The sequence below is a fragment of the Streptomyces sp. NPDC002057 genome, assembly GCF_040296665.1.
Taxonomy (GTDB): Bacteria; Actinomycetota; Actinomycetes; order Streptomycetales; family Streptomycetaceae; genus Streptomyces.
The window spans coordinates 13,220-34,786 of sequence record NZ_JBEOXR010000020.1 but is presented as its reverse complement, the minus strand read 5'-3'; the positions used below and the strand labels follow the sequence as shown (position 1 = coordinate 34,786).

The window sequence follows — 21,567 nt, the reverse complement described above, 5'->3', positions numbered from 1 at the left end:
TATCGCGTGGCGACGCCAGGATTCGAACCTGGGTAGGCTAAGCCGACGGATTTACAGACTCCTGACGATCGCACCTCAGCACCGCAGTTGACCTGCGCAGGGTCCATATCAGGGGCGCAAGGCCGAGCTCTCCGTCCGCGGCACGTCCAGAGAGTGGCCGCGAGGCGCCAAGCGTCACCACCAACGCCCCAACAGAGTGCCACCCCACCTGGTCGACGCCATGACCACCTCGGCAAGGCGACGCTGACGGGTTCTTGAGTCCCACAGCATGCGGCCCGGTCACCGAGGTAGCGTCTGGGGCACCTGGGAGGGACGGATATGCGGGTAAATCCCACGCACCGCGTCGAGCACTCTGGCATGTCGTGGATTGACCATCTCGTGCATGAAGAATTGGGATGGATTTTCCGCGCCCAGGAAACGTCGGACTTCGGGATTGACGCCCAGATAGAAATCGTCGACACCTCGAATGCTACAGGGCAACTCATTGGCGTCCAGATTAAGGCAGGCCTCAGCTACTTCCAGAAGGCCACCGAGGATGGCTGGTGGTTCACTTGCAGTGCCGACCACACGTCGTACTGGCTGGGGCATTCTCTTCCGGTTGTTGTGATGATCTATCACCCGGAGGAAAAGATCGTCTACTGGCAGCACGTCAGCCGTCAAACTGTGCAGGTAACGGGGAAGGGGGCAAAGATCCACGTACCCCGCAGCCAGAAGCTTCTCGGCGCTTCCAAAAAGGCACTTCAACCGCTAGCCCGATCCGCATCCGAAGCGCCTGCCCTCGAAGACTGGGCAGCCTCACCCCCCGTAGGCCTCCCGCAGCGCGAGGCCTACTTCGAGCACCTTGTCTCCGCCCGCTTGAGCCAGAAGGTACGTGGTGCCGTCGTCGAACGGGACAGGTTCGATGACAACCTTTGGGACATAACTCTCTGGGTGCTCGACGAGACCAGAGGGGGCTACAGAGACCGCGACGCGGGTGTCCATATCGCCCTCCCCGGATCACCAGCCGGAGTCAAGAGGGCCCTAGAGGGCTACCGCGGCAGCATCCTTCCGCTCGTCATTTTCTACACGGGTATCGAACGGCTTCCAGGAAGTCTTCGCCAGACGCATTCTGAAGGAAGACGCGCTCCCGTGTTCGTTGTCGAATGGCTAGGGAGCGGAGCAGGGAGGTCACTGGACTCGGCAGTAACCGAAGCCTTGAGATGGGCGGATCTTCACTAAACTATGCACACCCGCCTCAGGCCTGGCTCCTCCAACTCTCGCCACGAAAAGAGCGGATCCCTCCATCCCGGCAGGAGGAATACGGGACGCCGGTCCACGCCGTCAATACCAAGGCGAACGAGGAGAACTGAGCCGACTTGGTGCGACTCTTCCCATCGGGCTGACCTGGCAGAGTGCACCGGACAACCGAGGAGACAACGAGCCAACAGGACCCCCGAGGCTCACTACGGGACACCTAATAGAAACCCCCTTCGGAAGATGTTGATCGGGAGGATTTTCGTGCAGCTTATCGTCGACACTCAAATTATCTCTTACGCAATCAAAGGCGCCTTGAAGGAGTCGCTACCCTCAGACTTTTCCATCACGTCGACGATCGCCCAGGAGCTTCTCCGCGTGCGCGACATACCGAAAGGGGGTGCCCGATACTTCACTCCCCCTCCACAAGGACTCTCCCCGGAACATCGAGACAGGTACCTCAGCGGACGAGCCATTCACGGCACTGACCGCCCCACCGATAGACCTCTTTTCAAGAATTCAACCGATCGCGTCATGATGGACTTCAACAATGAGTACCCATCATTGATTGAGTATGGGCATGCAGGAATCTCATGGCTCATCAAGACAGCCAATCGGAAAGTTTACGAAGAGTCCATCAGGCATCTACCGAAGGGGGAGCGAAAGACGCTCATTCACAACTTTGAATTCCTGGTGAACTGTAAGGTGAACTGTATCCCGGTGAATACGGAAAGCGTCTCTGGGGCTTTTTCTCTCCTGAGGCGCGCGACCGACGACGGGGTAACCTTCAAATCCGACTTCCGTAACAGCCTTAACGACATGCTAATTCTCGCCACGGCTCGATGCGAGGGGGCGACGATCCGGACCGATGACAAGCTACTTGCACAGTTCGCGAAGGGCAGCGGCCTCTCAGAAGTAGCGAACCAAGGTGAACTCTACGACTTGACCTTCCCCGTCCCGGGCCGCGGGAGGCAGCGGACGTCGCGCGAAAGTAAGGGATACCGCAACACGGGGTGGCGTTTCGCAATTCACCGCGCCCCGTCGAGAGGATAGCGGCAAGAGGTCACATAAAGCCTGGTAGCGGTCAAATTTCAGCTGTCTTGCCGAGCTCCCGTCATTCTGATCGACCTCTCAGAACTTTTCCACAACTTGACCGGGGTGCCGTCGAACTCAACCTCGGCAAGCCGCTCCTACTTGGCCGTCTGCGGCCTCGGGCGCCTTCACTCCGCCATGAGCCGACTGACGAACCCGGCGCAACGTAGCCGCTCGTAGGCCGCAGCAACGACCTCAGGGACGTCTTGAGCAATCGTGAATCCCCGCTCGGGATAGAGGAGCAACCGCTGCTGAGCCCCGACCAACATGTCCAGGACGAGGCGAGGATCACCGATCGAGTCAACGTACTCCTCCAACCGCATGTCCGTGGAGGCGCTTACGACGTCGACGTCGGGCCACAGCTTGCGGGCGGTCGCGTACGCACGCCGCTCCTCGTACGGCTTGCTGATGAGGAGGATCGACGACACCTGAATCCCATGGCTGCCGAGCAAGGACCGGGAGAAGCGGATGTTCTCGCCTGTGTTCCTGGCATTCGGCTCGACAAGGATCGCTGGTGCCGGCACCCCGAGTTCCAGCGCCCGCTCCCGGTAGTGCTCGGCCTCCCCCTTGGGCATCCGCCCTTCGGTGGTGCGGCTCGTGGCACCGGTGAAGACCACCAGCGGGAACATGCCCCGGCGGTAGAGGTCCACGGTCGCGTCAGCCACGCCGAGGTCGTGGCTGCCCAGACCGATGCCCACCGAACAAGGCCGCGGTTCGTGGCCCATCTGCTGGAAGTCCCACAACCTGTGGGCATCGCTCCAGTTCTGCGCAGAGATCACGGACTCTCCTCGGTGGCCGAGTCGGGCACCTTGAAGTCGTAAGCCCACGCGAACCGTGTGGCAGCGTGGACGCCGATGGCGAACTCCACGACAGTTCCGTCCGCCGTGTACGTGGTCCGGTGGAGCTCCACGACCCACTCCCCCGGCATGAGCTTGAGCTGATCGGCCTCCTCAGGCTTGGCCGCTCGGGCGAACAGCTCCTCCCGCATGTGGTCGATCTCGTAGCCAGCGTCGTAGAGGACACGGAATCCGCCGCCCTTGCCGGCAGGCCCTGGGGTCGGGTCGACGATCCTCGTCCCCTCCACATGTTCGGGTCGGTAGTAGCTGGTCAGCGTGTGCGTCGGCTGGTCGCCTTCCTTCACCAGTCGAGCCCGGGCGTATACGTCGGCCCCCTCAGGGAGACCGTGCGCCGCCGCGACAGCGGCCGGCGCCGGCACGCGGCTGACCGACTGGGTCTGCTCGTTGCGCTTGAACGCCCGGCCGGAGGCGACACGGTCGGCGATGAACGCCACCTCGTCTCCGTCACGCCACTTCGCCTTGTCGTAGCGCGTGATACCGAGTCGCTTCAACGGAGCGCGCTCACGCACAACGGTTCCGTGCCCTCGGGATGACGTGACCAGGCCCTCCGCTTCCAGTGCCTTGTAGGCCGCATGAACGGTGGCCTTGGACCCTTCACCCGCCTCCACAAGCTCCCTGATCTGCGGAAGCCGATCGCCCGGAGCGTAGTCACCGTGCTTGATCTGCTCCGCCAGCTTGTCCGCCAGTTCCCGCCACTTCGGTGCCACGCGAACTCCTCTCGACTCTCTCAAGTCAAACACAGTCCTAGGACTGTTGACAGTCCTAGGACTGTGCGCCATGGTCTTCTCAAGCGCCTCGCAGTCCTGGGACAGCGAAGGGTGGGAGGGCCTTCTTTGGGCTGCTCCCGACGCCCGGAGAGCTCGTGAGACGGCTCGAAGGAAGCGACTTGCTGGCTTGAGAACTCAACAGTGGACACACAGAACAACAGGCATCTGCGACAAGCCGCAGGCCCTGCCGCACGAACAGTAAGCACCTTGCTCCGGGTCGCCCTTCGGGCTGACGAGGAGTCGTCCACGTGCGGTGAGACAAGGGCAGAGATCGCGACCACTCCACACCTCCATGTCCGCTCCATTCACGGAGGCCGACGTGAAGCAACGAAGACCCTGGGCGCGACCTCCGACGGACTGACGGCGGAGGTCTCGCCCACTGTGCCACCTGGCTTCCGCAGCCTTCCAGCTGCGGCCGGTTGCCTCCTCCGCCCGTCCGGGCCCCGCTTGCGGGGCCCGGACGGGCGGGGTTGAGGGGAGCCGGATGGTTCCAAACGGCAAGAAGCCCCGGTGCGGGAACACCGGGGCTTCGGTTCGGGCCGTTCCTGTCTGAGAGGAACACACCCCATGCAGCCCATCATCACACTCCCCGCCACGAGCGGGGCCCTGGCGTTCGACGGTGAGCCGTCGGACGCGGAGCTGGACGTAGTTGAGCTGGAGATGCCGCTGATTCTGGCGGAGGTCGACCTGCTCGACGCGGAGATCATGACGCTCGACCGTCCGGCCACCGTGCTGGACGAGCGGCGCATCCGGAGGGCCCGTCACCGGGTCCTCGCAGAGCGCCGCGACCTGACCAACCGCGCCGGCCTGGCGCAGTCGGGCGGTGCCGCGTGAACCGCCTCACCTACTGGCTCCTGATCGCCCTGTGCGCCGCGGTCGAGGTCTGGGGCCAGGTCATCGGCAACCGGGACGTCCTCTTGATCGGTGCGATCGCCGGGTTCGGCGTGATCGCCGTCGCCCGCCTCCTTTACCGCGCCGACCGGTACGAGGAGTTCGCCAAGGCGGGTGAGGAGCGATGACCCGCCCCACCAACCCGCACCTGCCCGAGGCGGTGGCGGGATGAGCAAGCAGGTTGCGACCGCCGCCCCGGCGGTCGCCATGACGGTCGTGTCCATGGTCCTGACCCTGGCCGTGGTGGTGATGTGGCTCGGCGGCTCGATGCCGTGGCAGATCGCCCTCGTGGTCGGGCTCGGGCTCGACGGCGGATGGCTGGCCACCCTCGCCTACGAACGCCGCCTCGCCGCACAGGGCGACCACTCCACCCCCGTCACCGCGGTTGGCTGGGCGTTCGGTCTCGTCGCGACCGGGGTCCTGGTCGCTCACGCGCTCACCGAGGACGCCACCGGCGCGTGGCTCGCGGTTTCCTGGCTCCCGCTCGGGGCCAAGGCGCTGTGGCTCGTGCACGGCATGTGGGAGCGCACCGCGCTCACCCCGGTCGCGCTCGACGCGATCCGGGGCATCCAGCAGGAGGCCCGGGACGAGGCGGCCGTGGCCCGTGCCCGGCTGCGGGCGCAGGCGGGCACGGAGGAGACGCGGCTGACGGCCGTGACGGAGACCGGGTCACGCGTCGCACGCGTCCAGGCACGGACCGCCGAGCGGCTGTCCGGGGCGTGGTCGACGCTGGAGGCGGCCCGGCAGGGCGAGGGCACCGCACGGGCTCTGACCTGCGTGACGGACCGCGTCACACCCGGGGCACAGCCCCGCTGGGAACTCCCCATCTGGGGCCCCTACGAGCCCGTCCCCGCCCTGGACGCTCCGGCCCTGAGCGATGCCGAACTCGACCGCATCGTCTCCGAACTCCACACCAGCCAGACCCCGCCCCTGTCCTACCGCGAACTCTCCCTCCGCTTCCGCGCCGCCGGACACCAGGCAAGCGAGACCCGCCTCCGGGCCGCCTGGCGACGCGTCACCACCAGCACCGCCACCGCCCCGTGAGTGCGCTCCCGGTGTACCGCTGGCGTCTGGCTCCTGAGGGGCTGGCGACGTTCCGGCAGCTCCGGGAACCGGGTCTGCGACCGGCCGGTCAGCCGGTCGTGGCCCAGCTCGAACGCCCCCGCCGCCGATGGGAACCGCTGGTCGCCTTCCTCTACCGGGTCGACCTCGCTCGCCCGGTCCGGCCGATGACCCCGGCCCGGTGGGCGGCCCTGGAACGGGCCAACGCCGCCCGCCGCCTCTGCCCGCAGTGCGGGCGGGACGCCGGATACCGCATCCCGACCTCGCTCGGCATGTGCTCCCCCTTCGCCTACCCCGACACCACCACCGACGGAGGCCATTCATGAACGAGGCCACGCTCCACATCCTGACCCACTTCACCGACAGCGCCACGACCCACGTCGTGGCCCTCGACATCCCCGTCGACCACGCCCTGTGGCACGTCGACTCGTCCCGCAAGGTCGCCAGGGACACGCAGGGCCACCAGACCACCGACCGCGACGGAAACAGCGTCCACGTCTTCTACGCCTACCTCGTGGGCTCCTGGAAGGGCGTCGACCACTCCATCCAGATCGTCAGCATCCCGACCTCCGCACTCATCGGGGAGAGGCCGTGAACCACCCTCCCGAACCGGTCCGGGTCGTGCAGCTCCCGGACGGCACCTACACCTACGCCGACCACCTCCCCGCCCCGATCCAGCCCACCGCGCCGGTGCCGCAGGTGGTCCACCAGCACATCCACCACGCGCCGCCGGACCGCACCGTCCAGCGGATCGCGCTCGGCTCCGGCATCGGCGCCGGCACGGTCGCCGCCGGGGTCTACTTCGGCCCCCTCCTCGTCGGCGCGCTCACCGCGATCGCCGCCAACCTCGCCCTGCTCGCGTTCCTCGCCGCCGTCCTGGCGTGGGGGGTCGTGTCCGTCGTGAAGTCGGTCGGCGGCCCGGACGGCAAGGCCGCCGCCAAGACCCTGGCCAAGACGCGCAAGCGCCGCCGCTGACGGCTGCCCGATCCGCCCGGCCCTGTACCGGGCGGTGAGGGGAGCCGGGACAGTCCCGGCCCCGGAGAGGGACCGCGTCATGGCCAGCAAGAACACCGAGTACGACCCGAAGCACCCCCCGCTCACCACCGGCGAGAAGGCCAAGTTCGCCTGGTACATCGGCCGCATGGCCAAGCGGGGACTCGCCGGAGAGACCGTCTACCAGGGCGACCTGAAGAAGAAGGTCGACCGCCTCTTGGACGGCGCCCGCGAGCGCGCCGAGAAGAACGCCAAGAAGTAGCTGTGCCCCGGGGCGGCCGACAGCCGCCAAGCATCCCGACCGCCCCGGGCCCATCCCTCCACCCTTTCGAGCGGCAGGAGTACCCCCAGCATGACCGACAACGTGGTCCGCCTGTTCAAGGACCCGGCAACCGAAACGCCCACCCCGGCCGTGCCGCTCACGGTGGTGCCGGAACCCTCCCAGCGTCCCCGCCCGGTGCGGGTGTTCGTCCGCACGTCCCGTGCCGTGGTCGGCGCGGTCAAGCACGAGAAGACCCGTCAGGCGGCCCGCCTGACCGTCCGGCACGGCGCCTACGTCCTCGGCGGCACCCGCGTGACCGCCCGCCGGGCGTGGGACGGCCGGACCGGCGCCCGCTACGAACGCCTCCTGCGTGCGGCGGAAGCCGCGGGAAACTACGAGGCGGCCGGAGAGTGGGAGGAGCGGCTGCACCGCTTCCGCACCGAGCGGCACAAGCGGCGCATGGACCTGCTCACCGCCCCGCAGGACGCCGCGAAGAGTGCCGCGATCGGCGCGGCCGGCGGCATCGGCGGACTCATCGCCATCGGGATCGCCCTCGCCATCGCCACCAAGGACCCCGGCGACGTCTTCACCCCGCTCATGGCCCTGATCGAACTCATCCGCCTGCTCGTGGTCATCGTGCAGATGGTGTGGGGCCCGCTGATGGTCGTCGGGCCGTTCCTCGCGCTCGCCGGACTGTGGGCCGTCGGGCGCCAGCGGGCCACCGCCCCGCAGTGGGCCCTCCCCGACCGCCAGCGGACGGACGACGCCGGAGCGCCGATCACCCCGTCCATCGTGGTCACCGCGCTGCGGGACCTCGGCATCGCCCCGCTCCGCAATGCGATCAAGGAGATGGGCGACGCCGGTGCGGCAATGCTCGGCCCGATCCGCATCGCCGGATGCGGGGTCGAGGTCGACGTCACCCTGCCCTCCGGTGTCACCACCGCCGAGGTGCAGACCCGCCGTAAGAAGCTCGCCGAGAACCTGGCCCGCCACGAGCACGAGGTGTTCATCACGATCCCCGAAGCGGCCCGCACGGTCCGCCTCTGGATCGCCGACTCCGGCGCGCTCGACGAACCGATCGGCCCCTCGCCGCTGGTCACGGACACGAGCATGACCGCCGACTACGCCAAGGGCCGCGCCCCGTGGGGCCTGGACCTGCGCGGGGACGCGGCCACCATCAGCCTGTTTCAGCGGCACCTGCTGATCACGGGCCTGTCGAACCAGGGCAAGACCGCCGCCCTGCGCGCGCTCGCCCTCTGGCTCGCTCTCGACCGCCGGGTGGAGTTCCGGATCGCCGACCTCAAGGGCGCCGGTGACTGGGCCATGTTCGACGGCATCGCGACCGTCCTGATCCAGGGCCCGACCGATGAGCACGTCATCGACGCGACCAAGATGGCCGAAGGCCTGGTGGCAGAGATGGAACGCCGTCTCCAGGCCCCGCCCGGGACGAAGTTCGACCCGCTGATCGGCATCGTGGATGAGGCGCAGGTCGCGTTCATGTGCCCCGCCGTCGGCAAGGACAAGCGGCCGTATGGCGGGTCGAAGGCCACGTCCCGGTACTTCATGGCCGCCCGCAAGATTCACAACCAGGGCAGGGCCGTGGACGTGCTGCTGCATGAGGGCACGCAGGACCCGACGGATCAGAACCTGCCCAAGCTGGTCCGCGAAGGCGCCCACACCCGCGTCTCCCTCGCGCTGGGCACCGAGTCGCAGGCCCGCATGGCGCTGGGTGACAAGGCCGTCGACGGCGGCGCCGCCCCGCACCTGCTCCGCCAGGGACTCGACAAAGGCACCGTCGTTGTCGCGTCCGACGGGATCAAGATCCCCGCCGGGCAGGCGTCCATCACGGTCCGCACCCACTTCATCGACACCGACGCCGCCGCCGTCATCGCGCAGCGGGCCAGGGACCTGCGCGACGGGGTCACCACCCTGGCCGCCGTCGAGCCGTCCGCCGAAGCGGCGGACGCGCTCGCCGACATCGCCGCCGTCCTCGGCAACGAGTCGAAGACGCTCACCCAGGAAGTCCTCCGCCGTCTCGCCGCCGCCAACCCGGGCGAGTACCGGGAGTGGACGTTCTCCGACCTCCGCCAGGTCCTCGAAGCGGCCGGCGCCCCGCCCCGCAAGTCCGACGGACGCATGGTCGTCGACGCCGGACGAGTCGCCCAAGCCCTCGCCGAGCGCGCCGAGGACACCCCGGAATCCGCCGCCGAGTAGCAGGGAGGCGACAGGGAGACAGGGAGAACTCCCTGACCACCTCCCTGACCCGCCTCCCTGGCCCCCACCTGCGCAAACACCTGTTCAGGGAGGCAGGGAGGCGCCCCAGCTCAGGGCCCTGAAACCCCCCTCCAGACGCCCCTTCCGGGCCATCCCCTGCCTCCCTCCCTGACCGCCCCACACCAGCCGAACGGAGACCCCTACTCGTGGCCATCACCGTCTCGCTCGTCGCCCTCTTCGGACTCGTCCTGTTCTTCCTGCTCCGCTCCCGCACCCTCGGCGCCGGAGCCGCCTTCATCGCCGCCGGGTTCGGCTTCTTCCTCGCCTCCACCGGCGCCGCCAAGCCCATCAACACCCTGGCGGCCTCGCTCATCGAGACCGTCACCAACCTCTGACCCACGACAGCAAGAAGGGCGGCCCCCGTCTCGGCAAAGCCGGGGCCGCCCTCACATCCAGACCACTCACGATGAACTGGAGACACCCAGCATGACCCAACCCACCCCGATCCCGCGAGAGCGCGCCGCCCGGCCGTTGCTGCTGGACCTGTTCTGCTGCGCCGGCGGCGCGGCGACCGGCTACCAGCGGGCCGGATTCGACGTCGTCGGCGTCGACATCCGCCCCCGCCCCAACTACCCCTTCACCTTCCACCAGGGCGACGCGCTGGAGTACCTCGCCGCCCTGATCGCGTCCGGTGAGATCGAGCGGTTCGCGTTCGTCCACTCCTCGCCGCCCTGCCAGGCCGGATGCGCGCTGACCGTGGGAACCAACCGGTCCCGGGGCTGGGGCGGGACCCACGTCGACCTGGTCCCGCCGACCCGCGAACTGCTCGACGCGACCGGCCTCCCGTACGTCATCGAGCAGCCCAACGGCCGCGCGGAGATCCGCAAGGACCTGACCCTGTGCGGCGAACAGTTCGGATTGGGTGTGCTGAGGCACCGGAACTTCGAACTCGGCCGCTGGACGGTCATCCGACCCGCGCACGTCCCCCATCGGGGCAGGGTGCGGGGGTGGCGGCACGGTGCGTTCTTCGACGGCCCTTACGTCGCCGCCTACGGCAACGGCGGCGGGAAGCCGAGCGTCCCCGAGCTGCAGACCGCGATGGGCATCGACTGGACCGCCGTCCGCGAGGAACTCACCGAGGCCATCCCGCCGGCCTACAGCCAGTGGATCGGCGCCGCGTTCCTCACCCGGAGCCGTCTGGAGGTGGCGGCATGATCCTCGGACGAGACGCCCGGTCCACGGCCCTCGCGCTCGCCGCCGGCGGTCTGCCGGTGATGCCGCTGCGGGCCGACAAGGGCCCGTTCGGCAACTGCCCGGACTGCACCGGCAACGCGTGCGGCGGACGGCCGAACATGAAGACCCCCGGACCGTGCCAGTGCCCGCGTCCCTGCCACGGCTGGGCCGCCGCCACCACCGACCCGGCCGTCCTCTCCTCGGCCCCCTGGGAGGCCGCGTGGCGGCGTGCCGGGGCCGTCGCCTACCACCCCGGCGGTGCCGGGGTGACCGTGGTCGACCTCGACCACGCCGCCGCCGTCGACTGGGCCCGCATCACCCTCCCCCCGACCCGCACCGTCGCCACCACACGCGGCGAGCACTGGATCTACAGCGGCACCACGCGCTCCGTGAACCACGTCCGCGACGGAGTCGACCTTAAGTCCACCCAGTCCTACGTACGGTGGCGCGGACCCGGCACCGGCGACATGACCGCCCTCCCGGACGTCGTCCGCGCCCTGGCCGCGAGGAAGCCCGCCGTGGCCCGCCCGTCGGCGCGTCCCGTCACTGTGCCCGCCCCCGCCGGTGGCGGGAGGTGCCCGCACCGGTCGCCCGCCTACCTGGAGCGTGGAATCGCCATGGCGGAGGACCGCATCGCCAACGCGGCCAGCGCGGTCCACGCGACCGTGTACCGGACGTTCCTCGCGGTGCTCTCCGCGCACGGCCGGTGCGGCTGCCTCACCGAGACGCACATCGGCCGGTTGTTCACCGCCGCGCAGACCCGGGGGGAGTCCTCCCGGCACTGCGCGGACGCCTGGTCCAACGCCGCCACGGCACTGGGGATGTGACATGTCCGAGGACGAGAAGAACCCCGCACGCCAGGTCATCACCGACTACGCGCAGGAGCACTTCCGGTACTTCCGGACCGTCGACGGCACCGTCTACGCGCAGAAGAACGGCCACCCCGTCGCCCGCCCGATCCGCTCGCAGGGGACGACGGGAAGCCACCGGCAGGAACTCATGGTCGGCCTGTTCCGCGACGGGTTCGGCGTATTCAACGGCACGGCCCTGAAGGAGGCGTTGGACTTGATCGAAGCGCTCGCGCTCACCGAGGACGTACAGCCCACCCACATCCGCGTAGCCCCCGGCTTCGACGGCGCCACGTGGCTGGACCTGGGCCGGGACGACGGGAAGTCCGTCCGCATCCACCCCAACGGCTGGGACATCACCATCCCCGACCCGCGAGAGGTCTGCTGGCGGCGCACCCAGCTCACCGGTGAGATGCCGCTGCCGGTCAAGGACACCGACGGCAAGGGCATCGACCTGCTCATGCGGCTGTGCAACTTCGCCAGCGCGCAGGGCGAGAGTCTGGCTCTCGCGTGGCTGGTCGGCTGCCTGGGGCCGTCCGCCCCGGTCCCGGCCCCCTTCCTCACCGGCCCCCAGGGCGCGGGGAAGTCCACCGCCGGCCGGATGCTCGTGCGGATCATCGAGGGCATGAGCGGCGACCTCCGGCGGGCCCCGAAGGACGAGGAAAACCTGATCACCGCCGTCGCCGCCGGATGGGTCACCGCCCTGGACAACCTCTCCCACCTCGGCCCCGACCTCTCCGACCTCATGTGCTGCATCGTCACCGGCGCCGAGACCATCAAGCGCGCCCTGTTCACCGACGGCGACGTCGTCCGTAGCCGATACCGCCGGCCGTTGCTGCTGACCGGGATCGACGTCGGCGTCATCCGCCCCGACCTCGCCGAACGGCTCCTCCCGCTGCGTCTGGAGCGCCCGCGAGTGCGGCGGACGGAAGCGGAGTTGTGGGCGGAGTTCGAGGAGGTCCTGCCCGTCATCCTCGGGTCCCTGCTCGACCTCACGGTCAAGGTCCGCGCCACGGACGCGGACATCCCGACCGACCTGCGCATGGCCGACTTCGCCCACCTGTGCGCGCAGCTCGACGCCGCCACCAGCCTGGGCGCGCTGGACGCCTACCGGGCGAGTCTGGACGACCTCAACGACGACGTCATCGAGGGTGACCTGCTGGCCCAGACCGTCCTCAAGCACGCCGCCGGCGTCGAACCCGGTACCGACGTGCGGATGACGTCGTCCGAGTGGCTGCACGCGCTCACCCAGCTCTACACCGGGGAGGGTGAGTTCCGGCCCCTGCCCAAGGGGTGGCCCACCACCGGAAAGGTCCTCTCCGACCGTCTCAAGCGCCTCCAGCCCGTTCTCGCCGCCCGCGGCGTCCTCGTCGACTGGGGTCGCACCCGCACCGCCCGCTACATCGAGATGACCCGCCCCAAGTCCCCGACCGACGAACAGCAGGAACTGCTCTAGGCCGCGCCCGTCGCCGGAGCTACGACAGGCGGAATCCACCGAGCTGGTAATCAAGGCCAGGCCTGAACTCCAGCCGAGGGACTGCGGCCCGCATGGCCGCGTAGCGCTCAGGCGCGACCGGGTACACGGCGGTGGCGAGGAGCTCGTCCTCCCCACGCTCCGGGAAGAGCGTGTTGAGCCCCAGGATCTCGTCCCACGTCAGCCTGATGACATGGGCCTCGACCTCGTCACCATCCCACCCGATGAGCTCCCAGCCCAAGTCTTCAACACCGTAACTAAACATGCTGCTCACACTACGAGCAGGCCCACGGTGACCTCTCGGCAATATCCACGAGGCAGCCGGCCGCCCACGGGCGTGCCGCGACCCACCCCGGGCGCCTGTATGGCTCACCGCACAGGCAAGAGGAGCACCCCCGCCCCATCGCGCGCGGGTGCTCCTCTTGCTCTTCGGCGGCTCGCCGCCGCCCAAGAGGCGGGCCGCTTCGCGGCTCCCCATTCACGCTCGAAGGCGCGCCCGACAACTGACACAGAGCCCGCCTTTTTCCTAAGTAGGAAGACGCTGCGTCACCTGCGTCACGGCGGCCCAGAAAACCGGGCCTGACCTGCATCAACAAGGGTGACGCAGAGCCCCAAAGTCTGCGTCACCCTTCGTCACTCGCGTCACCAGATGACGGTTGGCTCCGTCACCGGTGACACAGCACTCCGCGCCTTGTGTCACCCAAACCCACAGGTCAACGGCCCAAATGACGCTGATGACGGGGTGACGCAGAGATCACCACCTCGGACACATTCGCTCGCCCGACTCCGTAGAGGGAGACCCGATGGCCCGCCCCGTCCGCCGCCGTCAGCCCGTCGACGAGTGGCTCCCCCTGACCGACGTCCTCGCCGAGATCGGCATCACCCGAGCCACCTACTACCGCTGGCGCAACCGCGGTTACGGCCCCGAGGTGAAGCGCCTCCCCAACGGGCACCTGCGCATCCGGCGCAGCGTGCTCGACGCCTTCCTGAACGAACTGGAGACCGTGTGACCAACTGGAGCTACACCGTGCGGATCTGGAGCATCCGCAAGCGGCCGTACCGCAAGCCGTACCAACTCCGTTGGCAGGTCGACACGAAGCCGCACTCCGAGTCCTTCCTGACGCTCGGACTCGCGGAGAGCCGCCGCGCGCAGTTCATCACCGCGACCCGCGAGGGTGAGCCCTGGGACGTCGACAGCGGCCTGCCGAAGTCCATGGTCCAGAAGGCCAAGGACATCTCCTGGTACCAGCACGCCAGGAACTACGTCGAGATGAAGTGGGACCACTCCCCCGCCTCCACACGCCGGAACCTGGCCGAGGCTATGGCCACCGTGACGCTCGCGCTCCTGAAGGACACGAAGGGCATGGCGGACCACAAGGCCGTGCGCCGCGCGCTCTACACCTGGGGCTTCAACGTGAACCGGTGGAAGGAGGAGACCCCGGAGGACGTGGCCGCACTGCTCGCCTGGGTGGAGCGGAAGTCCGTCCCCACGTCTTCCCTCGCCGATCGGATCCTCGTTCGCCGGGCCCTGGACGCCTGCACCCGGCGCCTGGACGGCAGGACCTCCGCCGGGTCGGTCATCGCCCGCAAGCGGGCCATCTTCCACCAGGCCCTTGGGATCGCCGTCGACGCCGAGCTGCTGGCCGAGAACCCGATCCCGGCGATCAAGTGGAAGGCGCCCGAGAAGGTCGAGGAGGAGGTGGACCCGGAAGCCGTGCCGGACCCCGAGCAGGCCGCTGCCCTCCTCGCCGGCGTGCGGAAGCAGGGCAGCCGCGGGCGACACCTGGAGGCGTTCTTCGGGTGCATGTACTACTCCGCCGGCCGTCCCGGGGAGCTGGTCGGACTACGCCTCCAGGACTGCGACCTCCCCCGGCGCGGTTGGGGTCTCGTCCGACTCCGGGAGAGTCGGGCGCGCTCGGGCAGCTCGTGGACGGACACGGGTGAGGCTCACGACCGGCGCGGCCTGAAGCACCGCACCCGGAAGACGGTCCGCTACGTGCCGATCCCGCCCGAGCTGGTCTCGATGCTCCGGTGGCACGTCACCCTGTACGGCACCCATGCCGACGGCCGACTGTTCCGGACCGCCCGGGGCGGCATGGTCCAGGAGAGTGGATATGGGGAGGTCTGGGCAGGCGCCCGCGAGGACGTCCTGACCCCTTCGGAGCGCGAAACGAAACTGGCCAAGCGGCCGTATGACCTTCGTCACGCGGCCGTCTCCACCTGGCTCAGCTCCGGTGTCGAGCCGCAGCTTGTCGCCCAGCGGGCCGGGCACTCGGTGGGAGTCCTCTTCCGCGTGTACGCGAAGTTCCTCAAGGGGGGCGACGAGGCCGCGAACGCCAAGATCTCCGCCCGGCTGAACCAGCACCGGTGAGCGTCGCCGCCGGCCGTTGACCGGCGCCCCGGTCGCAGCCGCTCAGGGCGGGCCGGATTCCCGTCCACAGCCCGTCCAGACACGCTGGTAGAGAGGGTGATCGGGCGGTACAGGGCGAGACAGTGGGCGCCTTGTCTCACTTACACACGCAAACGGCCCCTGATCGCGTTTCCGCAGATCAGGGGCCGTTCTTATCGCGTGGCGACGCCAGGATTCGAACCTGGGTAGGCTAAGCCGACGGATTTACAGTCCGCTCCCATTGGCCGCTCGGGCACATCGCCATGAGATCGCTGCCGTGGAGCCGCTTTTCGGCGGTGTTCCGTGGCAACGACGTAAACAATACCTGATCCCGGAGGGTGGTTCGCCACCGGATTGATCAGCCGTTCGGGCCGTGGCGCACCCCCTAGGCTTTGGGCTGTACCCCACAGCATCCGAGCAAGGAGCCACGAGTCATGGCCGACTCCAGTTTCGACATCGTCTCCAAGGTCGAGCGGCAGGAGGTCGACAACGCCCTCAACCAGGCCGTCAAGGAGATCTCCCAGCGCTACGACTTCAAGGGGACCAACGCCTCGATCTCCTGGTCGGGCGAGAAGATCCTCATGCAGGCGAGCGGCGAGGAGCGCGTCCTGGCGATCCTCGACATCTTCCAGTCCAAGCTGATCAAGCGCGGCATCTCGCTGAAGTCGCTGGACGTCGAGGGTGAGCCGCAGCTCTCCGGCAAGGAGTACAAGCTCTTCGCCTCGGTCGTCGAGGGCATCTCCCAGGAGAACGCCAAGAAGGTCGCGAAGGCCATCCGGGACGAGGGTCCCAAGGGCGTCAAGGCGCAGGTCCAGGGTGACGAGCTGCGCGTCAGCTCGAAGAGCCGGGACGACCTGCAGGCCGTGCAGGCGCTGCTCAAGGGCAAGGACTTCGACTTCGCGCTCCAGTACGTGAACTACCGCTGACCCGGCTGCCCGGTCGACGCTCGTGTCCGAATTCCGCCAGCCCGAGGCTCGGCGGGCCCCGCACACTGGATCGTGAGAGACCCGTGCGGGAGAGGAACCAGCCATGACCGTGTACGCGTACGCCGACGGCCCCCTGGGCGAGATGCTGCTGGTCGGGCAGCTCGCCGAAGGGGGCCGTGCCGTGCTGCGCTCGCTGTCCCTGCCGGGGCAGAAGGGCGCCGTCGAGGTCGAGGACGGGTGGACGCTCGCGCCCGAGGCGTTCGGGGAGGCCGTCGGGCAGCTCCGTGAGTACTTCGAGGGGCGGCGCGACCGGTTCGACCTGCCGCTCGACGCCGACGCCGGGACGGAGTTCCAGCGGCGCGTCTGGCGGGCCCTGGAGGAGATCCCGTACGGCACGACCGTCTCGTACGGGGAGATCGCCCGGCGCGTCGGTTCCTCCGGTGCCGGGGTGCGGGCCGTGGGGACCGCGATCGGGCGCAATCCGCTGCTCGTGGTGCGGCCCTGTCACCGGGTGATCGGAGCCGACGGGGCCCTGCGTGGATACGCCGCGGGGCTTGAGCGCAAGGAGCGGCTGCTGGGCCTGGAGGGGGCCCTGGCGTGACCGAGGGGCTCTTTCCCCGTGACCGGGTCACCGTCGCGCCCGGTGCCGTGCACGTCCCCGGGTGGCTTCCCCCGGCGCGCCAGCGGGAGTTGGTGGACGCCTGCCGGGAGTGGGGGCGCGGACCGCTGCCGTACCAACAGACCGTGCTGCCCGGCGGGGGCGTCATGTCGGTGCGGTCGCTGTGTCTGGGCCGGCGGTGGGTGCCGTACCGCTATCTCGACACGGTCGGCGTCGAGCTGCCGGGCTGGCTCGTCGCGCTCGGCCGGGAGGCGGTGGCCGAGGCGTACGGGGACGACGGCGGGTTCGCTCCCGACACCGCGCTCGTGAACTTCTACGCGCCGGGAGCGCGGATGGGCATGCACCAGGACCGGGAGGAGCGTTCCGGTGCGCCGGTGGTGTCGCTGAGCCTCGGGGACCGGTGTGTGTTCCGCTTCGGGAACGAGGAGGGCAGGGGGCGGCCGTACCAGGACGTCGACCTGGCCTCCGGGGACCTGTTCGTGTTCGGCGGGGTCTCGCGGTGGGCGCACCACGGGGTGCCGAAGGTGCTGCCGGGGACGGCCGACCCCGCGCTCGGCCTCACCGGGCGGCTCAACATCACACTCCGGGAGACCGGGCTCGGGGGCACGCCCTAGGCTGCGGCGCATGAGTGCTGAGCTGCGCCGGTCCCTCGGTGTCCTCGACGCCGTCGTGGTCGGGCTCGCCGCCATGGTCGGGGCCGGCATCTTCGTCGCGCTCGGGCCCGCCGCGGGGGCCGCGGGGTCCGGGGGCGGGCTGCTCCTGGCGCTCGGGATCGCCGCCGTCGTCGCGTACTGCAACGCGATGGCGTCGGCCCGGCTCGCGGCCCGCCACCCCAGCTCGGGCGGCACCTATGTGTACGGTCGCGAACGTCTCGGCTCGTTCTGGGGGTACCTGGCCGGCTGGGCGTTCGTGGTGGGCAAGACGGCCTCGTGCGCGGCGATGGCGCTGACCGTCGGCTCGTACCTGTGGCCGGGGCAGGCGCACGCGGTCGCGGTGGCCGCGGTCGTGGCCCTGACGGCGGTCGGCTACCGGGGAGTTCAGAAGTCGGCGCTGCTCACGCGGGTGATCGTGGCGCTCGTCCTCGCGGTCCTCGCCGCGGTCGTGGTGGTCTGCCTCGGGAGCGGTTCGGCGGAGCCGGTCGCGCTCGGCGGGGAGCTCACCCCCGGCGGGGTCCTCCAGGCCGCGGGTTTGCTCTTCTTCGCATTCGCGGGGTACGCGCGGATCGCCACGCTCGGCGAGGAGGTCCGCGACCCGGCCCGGACGATCCCCCGGGCCGTCCCGGTCGCGCTCGGGATCGCGCTCGTCGTCTACCTGCTCGTCGCGGTGGGCGTGCTGTCCGTCCTCGGCCCCGGGGCCCTGGCCGACTCCCCCGCGCCGCTCTCGGACGCGGCCCGGGCGGCGGGCGCCGCCCGGCTGGTGCCGGTGGTCGCGGTGGGGGCGGCGGTGGCCGCGCTCGGCTCGCTGCTCTCCCTGATCCTCGGGGTGTCCCGTACGACCCTGGCGATGGCCAGGGACGGGTACCTGCCGACCGCGCTCGCGGCCGTGCACCCCCGGTTCGGCGTGCCGCACCGGGCGGAGCTCGCGGTGGGCGCGGTGGTGGCCGTGGTGGCGGCGACGGCGGACGTGCGGGGCGCGATCGGCTTCTCGTCCTTCGGGGTGCTGGTCTACTACGGGATCGCGAACGCCTCCGCGTGGACGCTGGGGCCCGCCCGGCGCCCGCTCGCCGCGCTCGGTCTCGCCGGGTGCGCGGCGCTGGCGTTCGCGCTGCCGCTCGGCTCCGTCCTCGCCGGTTCGGGGGTCGTCGCGGCGGGTGTGGTGGCGTGGGCGGTCAGTCGAGGACGAGCCGTACCCCCGCGTCCCTGAGGCCGTCGACGAACTCCTGGAAGGTGGCGGGGCGGCGGTCGGGGTAGGGCAGGACGCCCAGGCAGGCGCGGGCCACGTCGGCGTGGTGCCAGACGAGGGTGGTGCCTTCGAGGAGTTCGCCCAGCGCCCGGGGCGCCCCGACGCCGAAGCCCCGGCCGGGGCCCAGCACCGCCTCCCCCAGGGCGCACAGGAACGAGTCCTCGTCGACGACGTCGGTGCCGTCGAGGTCGTACGTGGCGCCCCGGGTGATCTCCGGGGCGCCGTGCGCGTGGTGGGCGGCCCGGGTCAGCCACTCGCCGCGTGCCGCGCCGGTGAAGCGCCGCCAGGTGCCGGGCTCGGCCGGCCGGCCGACGTGCCACAGGTCCCAGACCTCGCGGGAGGGGTGCGGTATCAGGCCCTGCCGGGGGAAGGCCACGGTGAGGTCGACCAGGCCGTGGTGGCGGACGGAGGTGTCCCAGCCGGTGACGCGGCCCGCGTCGGCCTCGTGGTGGACGCTCCCCGTCCGGGTGAGGACCTGGTAGCGGACGGCCTCGAACGCCGTCTCGCCCGCGGCCAGGGCGTCCCGGAGCCCGCCGCGCGGGGAGCAGCCGAGGAAGGTGACCCCGGTGTGGGTGACCTCGGCGGGCGGCTCGGGCGTGACCCGTATCAGGTTGGCGCACCGGGCCGGGTCCTGTCCGTGGTGCAGCCGCCGCGGGCCGCCCGCCGTCTCGACGGTCACGGCGTCGCCGCGCGCGCCGAGGACGCGGACCCCTTCGAGGCGCCAGAGCCCGTCGGGGGTCTCCACGTCCAGGGTGCCGAGCGGCGCCGAGCCCTCCACGAGCGCCTCGGTGACCGCCCGGGCCAGTTCGCCGCGCGGCTCGCAGCCGCGGAGCTGGTAGCGGGCGCGGGGCGGTGGCGTGGGCTCCCCGAAGAGACCGTCGACGTCCGTGCACAGGGCGACCGCGTACAGCCCGGAGACGAGGGCGTACCTGGGGTTCCGCATCAGTGGGCCGGGACCCCGTAGGCCTGCTCCTTGGGGACGATCTCCTTGCCGAGCGGCAGCAGCGAGACCGGGATCAGCTTGAAGTTCGCGATGCCGAGCGGGATGCCGATGATCGTGATGCAGAGCGCGATGCCGGTGGTGATGTGCCCGAGGGCGAGCCACCAGCCGGCGAGGATCAGCCACAGCACGTTGCCGACACAGGACGGCGCGCCCGCGTCGCGGCGGTCGACGACCGTGTACCCGAAGGGCCACAGGGCGTAGACGCCGATGCGGAACGCGGCGAGTCCGAAGGGGATGCCGATGATCGTGATGCAGAGCAGGACGCCCGCGAGCATGTAGCCCAGGAACATCCAGAATCCGCAGAGCACGAGCCAAATGACGTTCAGGAGCGTTTTCACGGGCGTCGACCTGCCATCTGTTCGAGCCGGGCGATCCGCTCGGCCATCGGCGGGTGGGTGGAGAACATCTTGGACAGGCCCTTTCCGGGCCCGAACGGGTTGGCGATCATCATGTGGCTCGCGGTCTCGATCCGCGGCTCGGGGGGCAGCGGCAGCTGCTTGGTGCCCGCCTCCAGCTTCCGCAGGGCCCCGGCGAGCGCGAGCGGGTCGCCGGTGAGCTGGGCGCCGGAGGCGTCGGCCTCGTACTCGCGGGAGCGGGAGATGGCCAGCTGGATGACCGAGGCGGCGATCGGTCCGAGGATGAGGACCAGGAGGTAGCCGAGGATGCCCGGGCCGTCGTCGTCGTTGGAGCGGCCCACCGGGATCAGCCAGGCGAAGTTCACCAGGAACATGATCACGGAGGCGAGCGCTCCGGCGACCGAGGAGATGAGGATGTCCCGGTTGTAGACGTGGCTCAGCTCGTGGCCGATGACTCCGCGCAGCTCGCGTTCGTCGAGGAGCGCGAGGATGCCCTCGGTGCAGCAGACGGCGGCGTTGCGCGGGTTGCGGCCGGTCGCGAAGGCGTTGGGCGCCTGGGTGGGCGAGATGTAGAGCCGGGGCATGGGCTGGCGCGCCTGGGTGGAGAGCTCCCGCACCATCCTGTACAGCGCGGGCGCCTCGAACTCGCTGACCGGACGGGCGCGCATGGCCCGCAGCGCCAGCTTGTCGCTGTTCCAGTACGCGTACGCGTTGGTGCCGAGCGCCACGAACAGCGCGACGATCAGTCCCGTCCGTCCGAAGAAGCTGCCGATGACGATGATGAGGGCGGAGAGCCCTCCGAGGAGTACGGCGGTCCTCAGCCCGTTGTGCCGGCGGTGCACGGTACGCCCTCCAAGTGGTGCGGCAGGGGAACCCTTTGCTTCGTGGTCGTCCACCTGTCCAGTGGACCCTTCCGTACTGGTCAACGCCAGGCGGGAGGTTCGGGTTCCCCCGGCCGCACCGGGGGCGGTGTGGGCCGTTCGGGTGATCAGCGGGACGCCGGGACGGCGAGCTTCTCCAGGCTGGTGGCGACGGGCTCGACCTCGCTGGTGCAGTGGGCGCAGCGGGTGGCGATGGCCGGGATCTCGGTGAAGCAGCGGGGGCAGTCGCGCTTCTCGGCCTTGGGGTCGGCCGCCTCCTCCTTCGCGAACCTGAGCTGGACCTTCGCCAGCGGGGCGACGATCAGGAAGTAGAGGACCGCGGCCGTGATGACGAACGCTATGGCGGCGGAGATCGCCAGGCCGTAGGGGAAGACGGTCTTGCCGACGTGGAACTGCGCGTCGTTGAAGTTGCCGACGGAGCCGGTGGCGAGGCCGATGAGCGGGGTGATGAACGCCTTGCTGAAGCCGGTGACGACGGCCGTGAACGCGGTTCCGACGGCCAGACCGATGGCCATCGAGATGACGTTCCCGCGAAGTATGAAGTCCTTGAATCCGTTCAGCACGG

27 protein-coding genes and 1 tRNA gene are annotated in these 21,567 nt (G+C 69.8%); 20 read left to right on the top strand and 8 right to left on the bottom strand.

All coding sequences use genetic code 11. The features are described from left to right. The first annotated feature begins 357 nt into the window (after window positions 1-357). Together ABT129_RS17805 and ABT129_RS17800 are read left to right on the top strand one after the other, a co-directional pair. Window positions 358-1,218, top strand: coding sequence for a DUF4365 domain-containing protein (locus ABT129_RS17805; RefSeq protein WP_351901885.1), 861 nt, complete (start codon window positions 358-360; stop codon window positions 1,216-1,218). A gap of 279 nt (window positions 1,219-1,497) precedes the next feature. Further along, window positions 1,498-2,286: a hypothetical protein gene (locus ABT129_RS17800; RefSeq protein ID WP_351901883.1), complete on the top strand. Its 789-nt coding sequence runs from the start codon at window positions 1,498-1,500 to the stop codon at window positions 2,284-2,286. Between the two features lie 167 nt (window positions 2,287-2,453). Here the strand turns inward: ABT129_RS17800 and ABT129_RS17795 are convergent, their stop codons facing one another. Both ABT129_RS17795 and ABT129_RS17790 read right to left on the bottom strand, forming a co-directional pair. Beyond that, entirely contained in the window at window positions 2,454-3,104 is a 651-nt protein-coding gene (locus tag ABT129_RS17795; RefSeq protein ID WP_351901881.1) for a YdcF family protein, read from the bottom strand. Continuing rightward, complete coding sequence (locus tag ABT129_RS17790) at window positions 3,101-3,889, bottom strand: GntR family transcriptional regulator (RefSeq protein WP_351901879.1); 789 nt, start codon at window positions 3,887-3,889, stop codon at window positions 3,101-3,103. Before ABT129_RS17790 ends, ABT129_RS17795 begins: the two co-directional genes overlap by 4 nt. 627 nt (window positions 3,890-4,516) lie before the next feature. Between ABT129_RS17790 and ABT129_RS17785 the strand changes: the two genes are divergently transcribed. The 12 genes from ABT129_RS17785 (at window position 4,517) to ABT129_RS17730 (ending at window position 12,908) form a co-directional block, all read left to right on the top strand. Beyond that, window positions 4,517-4,783 carry a DUF6284 family protein gene (locus tag ABT129_RS17785; RefSeq protein ID WP_351901877.1) on the top strand — a complete coding sequence of 89 codons (267 nt, stop codon included), beginning with the start codon at window positions 4,517-4,519 and terminating at the stop codon, window positions 4,781-4,783. After that, on the top strand, window positions 4,780-4,968 hold the full coding sequence (locus ABT129_RS17780) for a hypothetical protein (protein WP_351901875.1): 189 nt from the start codon (window positions 4,780-4,782) through the stop codon (window positions 4,966-4,968). The genes ABT129_RS17785 and ABT129_RS17780 overlap by 4 nt, the downstream gene beginning before the upstream one ends. A 40-nt stretch (window positions 4,969-5,008) precedes the next feature. Further along, the gene (locus ABT129_RS17775; protein ID WP_351901873.1) at window positions 5,009-5,884 is read left to right on the top strand and encodes a protein spdB; all 876 of its coding nucleotides are present in this window, start codon (window positions 5,009-5,011) and stop codon (window positions 5,882-5,884) included. Beyond that, the gene (locus tag ABT129_RS17770; protein ID WP_351901871.1) at window positions 5,881-6,228 is read left to right on the top strand and encodes an RRQRL motif-containing zinc-binding protein; all 348 of its coding nucleotides are present in this window, start codon (window positions 5,881-5,883) and stop codon (window positions 6,226-6,228) included. The genes ABT129_RS17775 and ABT129_RS17770 overlap by 4 nt, the downstream gene beginning before the upstream one ends. Further along, entirely contained in the window at window positions 6,225-6,497 is a 273-nt protein-coding gene (locus ABT129_RS17765; protein WP_351901869.1) for a hypothetical protein, read from the top strand. Before ABT129_RS17770 ends, ABT129_RS17765 begins: the two co-directional genes overlap by 4 nt. Continuing rightward, window positions 6,494-6,877: a DUF6251 family protein gene (locus ABT129_RS17760; protein ID WP_351901867.1), complete on the top strand. Its 384-nt coding sequence runs from the start codon at window positions 6,494-6,496 to the stop codon at window positions 6,875-6,877. The genes ABT129_RS17765 and ABT129_RS17760 overlap by 4 nt, the downstream gene beginning before the upstream one ends. A gap of 79 nt (window positions 6,878-6,956) precedes the next feature. Then, window positions 6,957-7,157, top strand: a complete 201-nt coding sequence (locus ABT129_RS17755) for a DUF6257 family protein (protein ID WP_351901865.1) — start codon at window positions 6,957-6,959, stop codon at window positions 7,155-7,157. A 90-nt stretch (window positions 7,158-7,247) separates the two neighbouring features. Further along, window positions 7,248-9,371 carry an FtsK/SpoIIIE domain-containing protein gene (locus tag ABT129_RS17750; protein ID WP_351901863.1) on the top strand — a complete coding sequence of 708 codons (2,124 nt, stop codon included), beginning with the start codon at window positions 7,248-7,250 and terminating at the stop codon, window positions 9,369-9,371. Window positions 9,372-9,577: 206 nt separating this feature from the next. Further along, window positions 9,578-9,766 (top strand): hypothetical protein, encoded by a 189-nt coding sequence (locus ABT129_RS17745; RefSeq protein WP_351901861.1) that lies wholly within the window; start codon window positions 9,578-9,580, stop codon window positions 9,764-9,766. Between the two features lie 91 nt (window positions 9,767-9,857). Next, window positions 9,858-10,586, top strand: coding sequence for a DNA cytosine methyltransferase (locus ABT129_RS17740; protein ID WP_351901859.1), 729 nt, complete (start codon window positions 9,858-9,860; stop codon window positions 10,584-10,586). Continuing rightward, complete coding sequence (locus ABT129_RS17735) at window positions 10,583-11,431, top strand: bifunctional DNA primase/polymerase (protein WP_351901857.1); 849 nt, start codon at window positions 10,583-10,585, stop codon at window positions 11,429-11,431. Before ABT129_RS17740 ends, ABT129_RS17735 begins: the two co-directional genes overlap by 4 nt. Before the next feature lies 1 nt (window position 11,432). Then, window positions 11,433-12,908 carry an AICE element replication initiation protein gene (locus ABT129_RS17730; protein WP_351901855.1) on the top strand — a complete coding sequence of 492 codons (1,476 nt, stop codon included), beginning with the start codon at window positions 11,433-11,435 and terminating at the stop codon, window positions 12,906-12,908. Window positions 12,909-12,927: 19 nt separating this feature from the next. Here ABT129_RS17730 and ABT129_RS17725 read toward each other — a convergent pair whose 3' ends face one another. Beyond that, window positions 12,928-13,191, bottom strand: a complete 264-nt coding sequence (locus ABT129_RS17725) for a hypothetical protein (RefSeq protein WP_351901853.1) — start codon at window positions 13,189-13,191, stop codon at window positions 12,928-12,930. 538 nt (window positions 13,192-13,729) lie between these two features. Here ABT129_RS17725 and ABT129_RS17720 point away from each other — a divergent pair. Together ABT129_RS17720 and ABT129_RS17715 are read left to right on the top strand one after the other, a co-directional pair. Beyond that, window positions 13,730-13,936, top strand: coding sequence for a helix-turn-helix transcriptional regulator (locus ABT129_RS17720; RefSeq protein ID WP_351901851.1), 207 nt, complete (start codon window positions 13,730-13,732; stop codon window positions 13,934-13,936). Then, on the top strand, window positions 13,933-15,297 hold the full coding sequence (locus ABT129_RS17715; protein WP_351901849.1) for a tyrosine-type recombinase/integrase: 1,365 nt from the start codon (window positions 13,933-13,935) through the stop codon (window positions 15,295-15,297). Before ABT129_RS17720 ends, ABT129_RS17715 begins: the two co-directional genes overlap by 4 nt. Window positions 15,298-15,496: 199 nt before the next feature. Here the strand turns inward: ABT129_RS17715 and ABT129_RS17710 are convergent. Continuing rightward, window positions 15,497-15,578 (bottom strand) — tRNA-Tyr (locus tag ABT129_RS17710). A gap of 171 nt (window positions 15,579-15,749) precedes the next feature. Here ABT129_RS17710 and ABT129_RS17705 point away from each other — a divergent pair. The 4 genes from ABT129_RS17705 (at window position 15,750) to ABT129_RS17690 (ending at window position 18,723) form a co-directional block, all read left to right on the top strand. Further along, window positions 15,750-16,241, top strand: coding sequence for a YajQ family cyclic di-GMP-binding protein (locus ABT129_RS17705; protein WP_351901847.1), 492 nt, complete (start codon window positions 15,750-15,752; stop codon window positions 16,239-16,241). 103 nt (window positions 16,242-16,344) lie between these two features. Next, window positions 16,345-16,842: a methylated-DNA--[protein]-cysteine S-methyltransferase gene (locus ABT129_RS17700; RefSeq protein ID WP_351901845.1), complete on the top strand. Its 498-nt coding sequence runs from the start codon at window positions 16,345-16,347 to the stop codon at window positions 16,840-16,842. After that, a complete protein-coding gene (locus tag ABT129_RS17695; protein WP_351901843.1) occupies window positions 16,839-17,474 on the top strand; it encodes an alpha-ketoglutarate-dependent dioxygenase AlkB family protein in 636 nt (211 codons plus the stop codon). Before ABT129_RS17700 ends, ABT129_RS17695 begins: the two co-directional genes overlap by 4 nt. A 10-nt stretch (window positions 17,475-17,484) precedes the next feature. Beyond that, window positions 17,485-18,723 carry an APC family permease gene (locus tag ABT129_RS17690; protein WP_351901841.1) on the top strand — a complete coding sequence of 413 codons (1,239 nt, stop codon included), beginning with the start codon at window positions 17,485-17,487 and terminating at the stop codon, window positions 18,721-18,723. On the opposite strand, the gene ABT129_RS17685 is transcribed toward ABT129_RS17690, so the two are convergent. The 4 genes from ABT129_RS17685 to mscL all read right to left on the bottom strand — a co-directional run bounded on the left by ABT129_RS17685 (window position 18,689) and on the right by mscL (window position 21,565). Next, on the bottom strand, window positions 18,689-19,705 hold the full coding sequence (locus tag ABT129_RS17685) for a hypothetical protein (RefSeq protein ID WP_351901837.1): 1,017 nt from the start codon (window positions 19,703-19,705) through the stop codon (window positions 18,689-18,691). The genes ABT129_RS17690 and ABT129_RS17685 overlap by 35 nt on opposite strands. After that, window positions 19,705-20,103, bottom strand: a complete 399-nt coding sequence (locus ABT129_RS17680; RefSeq protein ID WP_351901835.1) for a YccF domain-containing protein — start codon at window positions 20,101-20,103, stop codon at window positions 19,705-19,707. Before ABT129_RS17680 ends, ABT129_RS17685 begins: the two co-directional genes overlap by 1 nt. Further along, window positions 20,100-20,963 (bottom strand): zinc metalloprotease HtpX, encoded by an 864-nt coding sequence (gene htpX / locus ABT129_RS17675; RefSeq protein ID WP_351901833.1) that lies wholly within the window; start codon window positions 20,961-20,963, stop codon window positions 20,100-20,102. Before htpX ends, ABT129_RS17680 begins: the two co-directional genes overlap by 4 nt. A gap of 146 nt (window positions 20,964-21,109) precedes the next feature. Then, window positions 21,110-21,565, bottom strand: coding sequence for a large conductance mechanosensitive channel protein MscL (gene mscL, locus ABT129_RS17670; protein WP_351901831.1), 456 nt, complete (start codon window positions 21,563-21,565; stop codon window positions 21,110-21,112). Between the last annotated feature and the right edge of the window lie 2 nt (window positions 21,566-21,567).

Excerpts from the sequence above, each read along its gene's own strand:
- ABT129_RS17735 (WP_351901857.1), top strand. The coding sequence starts at position 10,583 with ATGATCCTCGGACGAGACGCCCGGTCCACGGCCCTCGCGCTCGCCGCC.
- ABT129_RS17765 (WP_351901869.1), top strand. The coding sequence starts at position 6,225 with ATGAACGAGGCCACGCTCCACATCCTGACCCACTTCACCGACAGCGCC.
- ABT129_RS17720 (WP_351901851.1), top strand. The coding sequence starts at position 13,730 with ATGGCCCGCCCCGTCCGCCGCCGTCAGCCCGTCGACGAGTGGCTCCCC.
- ABT129_RS17685 (WP_351901837.1), bottom strand. The coding sequence starts at position 19,705 with ATGCGGAACCCCAGGTACGCCCTCGTCTCCGGGCTGTACGCGGTCGCC.
- ABT129_RS17755 (WP_351901865.1), top strand. The coding sequence starts at position 6,957 with ATGGCCAGCAAGAACACCGAGTACGACCCGAAGCACCCCCCGCTCACC.
- ABT129_RS17805 (WP_351901885.1), top strand. The coding sequence starts at position 358 with ATGTCGTGGATTGACCATCTCGTGCATGAAGAATTGGGATGGATTTTC.
- ABT129_RS17775 (WP_351901873.1), top strand. The coding sequence starts at position 5,009 with ATGAGCAAGCAGGTTGCGACCGCCGCCCCGGCGGTCGCCATGACGGTC.
- ABT129_RS17705 (WP_351901847.1), top strand. The coding sequence starts at position 15,750 with ATGGCCGACTCCAGTTTCGACATCGTCTCCAAGGTCGAGCGGCAGGAG.
- ABT129_RS17785 (WP_351901877.1), top strand. The coding sequence starts at position 4,517 with ATGCAGCCCATCATCACACTCCCCGCCACGAGCGGGGCCCTGGCGTTC.
- ABT129_RS17700 (WP_351901845.1), top strand. The coding sequence starts at position 16,345 with ATGACCGTGTACGCGTACGCCGACGGCCCCCTGGGCGAGATGCTGCTG.
- ABT129_RS17730 (WP_351901855.1), top strand. The coding sequence starts at position 11,433 with ATGTCCGAGGACGAGAAGAACCCCGCACGCCAGGTCATCACCGACTAC.
- ABT129_RS17690 (WP_351901841.1), top strand. The coding sequence starts at position 17,485 with ATGAGTGCTGAGCTGCGCCGGTCCCTCGGTGTCCTCGACGCCGTCGTG.
- ABT129_RS17740 (WP_351901859.1), top strand. The coding sequence starts at position 9,858 with ATGACCCAACCCACCCCGATCCCGCGAGAGCGCGCCGCCCGGCCGTTG.
- ABT129_RS17750 (WP_351901863.1), top strand. The coding sequence starts at position 7,248 with ATGACCGACAACGTGGTCCGCCTGTTCAAGGACCCGGCAACCGAAACG.
- ABT129_RS17725 (WP_351901853.1), bottom strand. The coding sequence starts at position 13,191 with ATGTTTAGTTACGGTGTTGAAGACTTGGGCTGGGAGCTCATCGGGTGG.